A 7,463-nucleotide genomic window follows, 5' to 3' on the forward strand; every position below is an offset into this window, starting at 1 on the left:
GCATCGAAAGCATGGCTTGATCGCACGGCTGGGGCAATCATGTCTTTGCTTGGTCTCAAACTCATCTTCGAGACACAGCAGCCGTGAGCCTGTGCGCTAACCCATCAATCCACCGGACGCTGCGCGATGAAGCCGCGCACCGCCGGTGATTTCAGACGTTAAGCTGCTGAGAATGCCCATTGCACGCGAAGGCCACTTCCTTGTTTCGCATGACTTGGCTGAAACACCAAGCCTGGGCCTGGAGTCTGTCAACCTCTCAGCATGCATTCAAGAGGCCAAACTTCATCCGTACAAGAGCGTCTTTGGCTCGCCATGCTTTGGCTTTACTGAAACTTCACTGGATGCGCTGACTGAACTGCCAAGGCTGGATTCTGTGTGGTTCTGGGACGTTGCGCTCAAGAACATCGAAGCCCTCTACGCGCTGTCAGCCTTGAGAAGCTTCGGGGTCCATCCAAAGCGGCCAGCAATCGACTTCTCGCGCCTGAGGTCACTACAGCAGGTCGTTTGGCACTACAAAGCAACAGACACAGGCCTCGGTTCGCTGAATCTCAAGCGCCTGCATATCTGGCACTGCTCGCTGAAAAGCAAGGGCTTCGCCGGCCTCCAGGTACCCGATACCCTTGAGGAACTCCAGATCAATTGGGCAAGTGCAGCCACACTCGATGGCCTACCTACAATTCCGAGCTTGCGGCACCTGGAAATTCATCGGTGCCGCAACCTTGAAAGCTTGGCTGTCCTTCCAAAGCTGTTCCCCAGGCTTGAGCACTTGGTAGTCGCAGCATGTGGTCGAGTCTCAGCGCCCGATGCAGAATGGCTGAAGGCGAGTATTCCCTCGCTCAGGCACGCCTATGTTAGAGACAGGAAGGTCATCTAGCGATGCAGCAGCCTGCCGAATAAGTTAACGTGAAAGCCTCCGCGCGCAGGGTGATGACGTAACAATATTTGAGGCTGAGTCCGTAATTGGCCGAATGGTAAAAGCCTGATGTGGCCGTGCGCACGGAACGATGCCGAACGCACCAATAGATCCCCCGGCGCCAGATTGCTGGATATAATTACAGTATTCAAGCGCCGAGTGCCTTTCGCCATGTCTTCCGTCCTGCCCGTTCCCGAGTCGATCGCCGCCGCGTTTTTCAACGATATCCACCGGCCTGCGCTTGCTGCCTTGCCCTGCGCCCTGCCGCTCGATTCCGGCAAGGTATCGGCGGGTTTCCCCTCGCCGGCGGCGGATTATGAGGACCGGCGGCTCGACATCAACACCTATCTCATACGCAACCCGGTATCCACGTTCTTCTTCCCGGTCGAAGGCCGATCGATGGAAGGCGCTGAAATCTTTGCCGGCGACGTGCTGGTCGTCGATCGCAGCATCGCGCCGCAGCATGGTCATATCGTGGTGGCCTTCATCAATGGAGAACGGCTGGTGAAGCGTCTTTATCGGCGCGCCGGCCGGGTGGCGCTGGTTTCCGAGAATCAGGACTATCCGCCCATCGAGATCCGCGAAGGCCTGGATCTGCTCGTGTGGGGCGTCGTGATAGGCAAATTCAAGCGGCTGCCGATATGAACATTATTGGCAGGCGCTGGATTCCGGCGTGCGCCGGAATGACGATCTGAAGGTGGATTCCGGCTTGCTCCGGAAGGACGATCTGGGTTCAGGACAGCGCTTATGCCGATTTTTGCACTGGTCGATTGCAACAACTTCTACGCGAGTTGCGAGAAGCTGTTCGACCCCCGGCTGGCCGGCGTGCCGGTGGTGGTGCTCTCGAACAACGATGGTTGCGTGGTCGCCCGCAGCGCCGAGGTCAAGGCACTGGGCATTCCCATGGGGGTGCCCTGGTTCAGGATCCGTGAGCAGGCCAGGCGGCATGGCATTGTCGCCTTTTCTTCGAACTATGCGCTGTATGCCGACATGAGCAATCGCGTGGTCGAGGTTCTGGCGCAGTTCTCGCCGGACATCGAGGTCTACTCGATCGACGAATCCTTTCTCGACGTGGCCGGCTTCGAAGGCACGGGCCTGGCCGAGTACGGGCGGCAAATCCGCGAGCGGGTTCAGCGCTGGCTGGGGCTTACCGTTTGCGTCGGCATCGCGCCGACGAAAACCCTGGCCAAGCTGGCCAACCACTGCGCCAAGAAGAATCTGGCCGGTGCGGCGGGTGTCTGTGACTTCACGATCATGCCGACGGCGGATCTGGATGCGCTGCTGGCCCGGATCGACGTCGGCGAAGTCTGGGGCGTCGGCCGCAAGCTTACGCCACGGCTGCAGGCGATGGGAATCGGCACGGTTAGGGATCTTCGCGATGCCGACGCGGAGACCCTGCGCGCCCGTTTTTCGGTGGTGCTGGAACGCACGCTGCGCGAACTGCGCGGCATCTCGTGTCTGGCGCTGGAGGAGGTGGTGCCGGACAAGCAGCAGATCATCTGCAGCCGCTCCTTTGGCGAGCGGGTCTATGAGCTTGAGGCGCTGCAGGAGGCAGTGGCCAGTTATCTCAGCCGTGCAGCGGAAAAGCTGCGCCAGCAAGGCTCGCTGGCCGGTGCGCTGACGGTTTACATCCGCACCAGTCCGTTCAATCCTTCCGAGCCACACTATCAGAAGGCGGTCACGGTGCCTTTGCCCGAAGCCACGGCGGATAGTCGATTTCTGGCGCGCTGGGGGCGGCGGATCCTGAAACGAATCTATCGGCCGGGTTTTGCCTACCAGAAGGCCGGCGTCATGCTCTCGGACATCCGCCCGCGCCTGCACAATCAACTTTCCCTGTTCTCCAGCCCTCGGGCCACGCACGCGAACGGGCGCCTGATGCAGGCGCTGGATCAGATCAATGCGCGCTGGGGTCGCGGCACGCTGCGTCTGGCGGCCGAAGGCCTGGACAAGGAATGGCAAATGAAACGGGGTCATTTGTCGCCGGGGTATACAACCGAGTGGGCCGGCCTGCCGACGGTGAAAGCCGGCTGACGGAGGCTGCTCGTCACCCCGGCGGAAGCCGGGGTCCAGCTCGTTTATCCGATCGTTTTAATGGATAGCAGAGTAAGGTACTGGATTCCGGCTTGCGCCGGAATGACGGCTTGGGAGGTGTATATCCATTGATTCACAGCCTCTGGGTGTTTGCGCCGCATCGACTGTTCGCCGAAGTGGCTCGGTGGGCTCAGATCAGCAGCGCGGCAACGAAGATGCCGATCATCATGAAGGCGATCACGACCTTGGCGACCAGTCCGGCCATGATACCCAGCCAGGTTGCAACACCCACCTTGACGGCACGCTGACCGTCCTGGCGTGCCAGGTACTCGCCGACTGCGGCGCCCACCAGCGGCATGAACAGCACGCCGACCAGCCCCATGAAGATTCCCGCCACCGTGCCGAGAGCCGCACCGATGATGGCCTGGCGGCTGGCGCCGGCGCGCTGGGCGCCGAGCAGGCCGGCCGCGTAGTCAAGCCCCCAGGCCAGCACCGCCAGCAGGGTGACTGCGGCCACGGTGCCCCAGCCGACCCGGCTGAAATCGTCGATCCAGGCGCCGAGCACGACGCCCGCCAGGACGAGCAGCGTTCCCGGCAGCGCCGGCAGCACCGTACCGGCCAGGCCGGCGAGGATGAGCGCAAGGCTCAGTATCCACAGAAGAGTATCGCTCACGTTGGTTTTGGGTTGATGTGGTGCGCCAGACGTAATGGTACCCGTGAAGGCGATCGATACCGAGGTGGCCAAGGACTGGTTGGAACAGCCTTACGGCTTTTCAGGTCGCGCTCAGAGGCTGTGAATAAATCAAAAATCCACCGCAAAGACGCAAAGGTGAAAAGAAAAGCAGGTACATCAAGCGGATTCCGAACAGGGCATTGCCTGTCCCCATGCTCGCCACGATGCCGGTAGCTCATGCCGGTTCATCCTGTCCTCAGGTGTGCTGGAGAACAGGGATTGAAAAGGCAGAGCGGAGTATCACTGACGGAGCAAAACCGGTCAATGCCAGTTTTATGGGCATGGCCCGCAAACGAGACCGGAGTACCGGCCGCTCACCAATGCAAGGAACTGAATATATTAGTTTTTTCAAGACACTGGCGATTGTTATTTGATATAAATCAAAGACGAGCTGTGCCTCTGCGCCCCAGACTTGCTGCCAATGAATCAAGCGCGAAAGGGGTAGTCCGTGGCATCGGAGAAGTACAAGCAGTGGTCCGTGGTGGTGATGAGTACGCTGGCTTTCACGGTGTGCTTCATGATCTGGATGATGTTCGCGGTGATCGGCATTCCGATCAAGCAGACCCTTGGCCTCAACGAAACCCAGTTCGGCGTCCTGATCGCCATGCCGGTGCTCACCGGCTCGCTCATCCGTCTGCCGCTCGGCATGTGGACCGACCGGTTCGGTGGCCGCATCGTCTTCTTCATCCTGATGTTGTCCACAGTGATTCCGATCTGGATGATCTCGCTCGGCACCGAATTCTGGCATTACCTCGTTACGGGACTCTTCGTCGGCGTCGCCGGTGGCTCATTCACCGTCGGTATCGCCTACTGTGCGCGCTGGTTTCCGCGCAACCGGCAGGGACTGGCGATGGGAATCTTTGGCGCCGGCAACACCGGCGCGGCGGTGACCAAGCTGGTTGCGCCGATGATCGTCGTCGGCTGGGGCTGGACGATGGTGCCCAGGGTTTATGCGGTGCTGATGCTGGTCACGGCGATCGCTTTCTGGTTCCTGACCTATTCCGATCCCGCGCACAAGGTCAGCAAGACCATCACCGTCCGCGAGCAACTGCTGGCGCTGAAAGACCCGCGGGTCTGGCGCTACTGCCAGTACTACTCGATTGTCTTTGGCGGTTATGTGGCCATGGCGCTGTGGATGACAAAGTATTACATCACCGAATACGGCTTCAACCTGCAGACGGCAGCGCTGCTGGCCGCCGCATTCAGCATTCCGGGCGGCATCCTGCGCGCCATTGGTGGCCATTTCTCCGACAAGTTCGGCGCCCATACCGTCACCTGGTGGGTGCTCTGGGTGTCGTTGCTCTGCCTCTTCTTCCTGTCGTATCCGCAGACGCAACTGACGATCATGACGGTGAGTGGTCCGCAATCCTTCCATATCGGTCTTAACGTCTGGGTCTTCACCGCCCTCATGTTTACCATGGGTATCGCCTTCGCGATCGGCAAGGCCTCGGTATTCAAGTACATCTCCGACGATTTTCCGCACAACATCGGCGTCATTTCGGGAATTGTCGGACTTGCCGGCGGCATGGGCGGCTTCCTGCTTCCGATCATCTTCGGCGCCCTGGTCGATCTGACCGGCGTCCGCTCCTCGGCCTTCATGCTGATGTTCGGCATCATCTGGGTTTCCTTGCTGTGGATGTACTTCACCGAGGTGCGTCCCATCCATAAAAGCCAACAGAAATTGAGCGCGGCAGAGTGCGTGGACGTGCTTGAGTAGGCATTCAAACCAGGGGTACAACCATGACAGCGAAGCAAATGACAGCAACAGTTAGCACTAACTCGGGCGCCGACATCGCCGAATGGGATGTCGAGAACGAGGCATTCTGGGAATCGAAAGGCAAGCACATCGCCAACCGCAACCTGTGGATCTCGATCCCGGCTCTTCTGTGCGGCTTCGCGGTGTGGGGCATGTGGGGCATCATCACGGTGCAGATGCTCAATCTGGGCTTCCCCTTCACCCAGGCCGAGCTATTCACGCTGACCGCCATTGCCGGAATCTCCGGCGCCACGATGCGCATTCCGGCCTCGTTCCTGATCCGCCTGGCGGGTGGGCGCAATACGATCTTTCTGACCACCGCCATGTTGCTGGCACCCGCCATCGGCACCGGCATCGCGTTGCAGCACCCGACATGGCCCTTGTGGGCATTCCAGTTGATGGCGCTGTGGTCCGGCGTCGGCGGCGGAAACTTTGCCAGTTCCATGTCCAACATCAGCACCTTCTTCCCGAAGCGCCTGCAGGGCACAGCGCTCGGGCTCAACGCCGGCCTCGGAAACTTCGGCGTGACGACCATGCAGATCGTGATCCCGCTGGTGATGACGGTGAGCATCTTCGGCGACTTCGGCGGTGAATCGACCAAGCTGGTCAAGGACAGCGGCTGGATATTCGGCAAGATTGTTGCGGGAACCCCGACCTGGATTCAGAACGCCGGCTTCGCCTGGGTGCTCTCGCTGGTGCCCCTGTCCATTCTGTGCTGGTTCGGCATGAACAACCTCAAAACCGTTTCGCCGGACACCGGCAACCCGATTGTCGCCTTCGCCAAAGTGACCTACCTGTACACGCTGGCCTTCATACCGGCAATGTTCGGGTTGTACCTGTACCTGCCAGCGCCTACCGGTCTGGGCCTGATCAGCATGTGGGTGGCAATTCCGCTCGACATCGTCAGTGCCCTGCTGGTGATGCGTCTGGCGGCCTTCGGCCCGATGAAGGAAGGCGTGGCCAAGCAGTTCCAGATCTTCAGGAACAAGCACACCTGGTCGATGACAGCGCTCTACATCGTGACTTTCGGCTCCTTCATCGGTTTTTCCATGGCGCTGCCACTGGCCATCACCGTGATCTTTGGCTTCCAGCACGTGGCGGATCCGGTCACCGGCGTTTTCTCGCACGCCCTGAAGAACCCCAACGCGCCCTCGGCGCTGACCTACGCCTGGATCGGCCCTTTCGTCGGGGCCGCAGTGCGACCCATCGGCGGCTGGATTTCAGACAAAGTCGGCGGGTCCATCGTGACGCAGATCATCTCCGCGGTGATGGTGGTGGCCTCGGGCGCGGTCGGCTACGTGATGCTGCTGGCCTACAACTCGGCACAACCCGAGCAGTACTTCCTGGCGTTCATGGCATTGTTCGTGGTTCTGTTTACCTCCAGCGGGATCGGTAACGGCTCCACCTTCCGCAGCATCGGCTTTATTTTCGACCGGCAGCAAGCCGGCCCGGTGCTCGGCTGGACTTCGGCCGTTGCCGCTTACGGCGCCTTCATCGCCCCGGTCGTCATCGGTGCCCAGATCAAGGCCGGCACACCGCAAAACGCGATGTACGGCTTTGCCATCTTCTACGCACTGTGCCTGGTGCTGAACTGGTGGTTCTACCTGCGCGCCAATGCCTACGTAAAGAATCCCTGATTGTCCTTAACCCTGTCGCTTCCATTTCAACGAACCCTTCTGGGGAAACCGCATGAGCCACTTTCTCGATCGACTGACCTATTTCTCCCAAGCACGGGAATCGTTCTCCGACGGCCACGGCGTAGCCACGGGGGAAGACCGTACCTGGGAGGACACCTACCGCAACCGCTGGGCGCACGACAAGATCGTGCGCTCGACCCATGGCGTGAACTGCACGGGTTCGTGCTCGTGGAAGATCTACGTCAAGGGCGGCATCGTCACCTGGGAAACCCAGCAGACCGACTACCCGCGCACACGCTGGGACATGCCCAACCACGAGCCGCGCGGCTGCGCGCGCGGCGCCAGTTATAGCTGGTACCTGTACAGCGCCAACCGCGTCAAATATCCGCTGGT

At 60.3% G+C, this 7,463-nt stretch carries 7 protein-coding genes; 6 read left to right on the forward strand and 1 reads right to left on the reverse strand.

Annotated features, from left to right (window positions below; genetic code table 11):
- The first annotated feature begins 172 nt into the window (after positions 1-172).
- From JNM42_RS12035 to JNM42_RS12045, 3 genes are all read left to right on the forward strand, one after another.
- Positions 173-874, forward strand: coding sequence for a hypothetical protein (locus tag JNM42_RS12035; protein ID WP_294270030.1), 702 nt, complete (start codon positions 173-175; stop codon positions 872-874).
- A gap of 210 nt (positions 875-1,084) precedes the next feature.
- On the forward strand, positions 1,085-1,558 hold the full coding sequence (gene umuD, locus JNM42_RS12040) for a translesion error-prone DNA polymerase V autoproteolytic subunit (protein WP_294270033.1): 474 nt from the start codon (positions 1,085-1,087) through the stop codon (positions 1,556-1,558).
- Positions 1,559-1,660: 102 nt separating this feature from the next.
- Entirely contained in the window at positions 1,661-2,944 is a 1,284-nt protein-coding gene (locus JNM42_RS12045; RefSeq protein ID WP_294270035.1) for a Y-family DNA polymerase, read from the forward strand.
- Positions 2,945-3,134: 190 nt separating this feature from the next.
- Here JNM42_RS12045 and JNM42_RS12050 read toward each other — a convergent pair whose 3' ends face one another.
- A complete protein-coding gene (locus JNM42_RS12050; RefSeq protein ID WP_294270037.1) occupies positions 3,135-3,617 on the reverse strand; it encodes a DUF456 domain-containing protein in 483 nt (160 codons plus the stop codon).
- A gap of 508 nt (positions 3,618-4,125) precedes the next feature.
- Between JNM42_RS12050 and JNM42_RS12055 the strand changes: the two genes are divergently transcribed.
- The 3 genes from JNM42_RS12055 to JNM42_RS12065 form a co-directional block, all read left to right on the forward strand.
- Positions 4,126-5,394 (forward strand): nitrate/nitrite transporter, encoded by a 1,269-nt coding sequence (locus JNM42_RS12055; RefSeq protein WP_294270040.1) that lies wholly within the window; start codon positions 4,126-4,128, stop codon positions 5,392-5,394.
- A 23-nt stretch (positions 5,395-5,417) separates the two neighbouring features.
- Positions 5,418-7,070: an MFS transporter gene (locus JNM42_RS12060; protein WP_294270042.1), complete on the forward strand. Its 1,653-nt coding sequence runs from the start codon at positions 5,418-5,420 to the stop codon at positions 7,068-7,070.
- A gap of 52 nt (positions 7,071-7,122) precedes the next feature.
- Positions 7,123-7,463 (forward strand): hypothetical protein (locus JNM42_RS12065; protein WP_294270044.1); only part of this gene is annotated, 341 nt, incomplete at its 3' end.

Origin of the sequence: Propionivibrio sp. (assembly GCF_016790145.1) — a bacterium.
Taxonomy (GTDB): domain Bacteria; phylum Pseudomonadota; class Gammaproteobacteria; order Burkholderiales; family Rhodocyclaceae; genus Propionivibrio.

Coding starts and splice junctions, on each gene's coding strand:
- JNM42_RS12035 (WP_294270030.1), top strand. CDS start 173: ATGCCCATTGCACGCGAAGGCCACTTCCTTGTTTCGCATGACTTGGCT.
- umuD (WP_294270033.1), top strand. CDS start 1,085: ATGTCTTCCGTCCTGCCCGTTCCCGAGTCGATCGCCGCCGCGTTTTTC.
- JNM42_RS12045 (WP_294270035.1), top strand. CDS start 1,661: ATGCCGATTTTTGCACTGGTCGATTGCAACAACTTCTACGCGAGTTGC.
- JNM42_RS12060 (WP_294270042.1), top strand. CDS start 5,418: ATGACAGCGAAGCAAATGACAGCAACAGTTAGCACTAACTCGGGCGCC.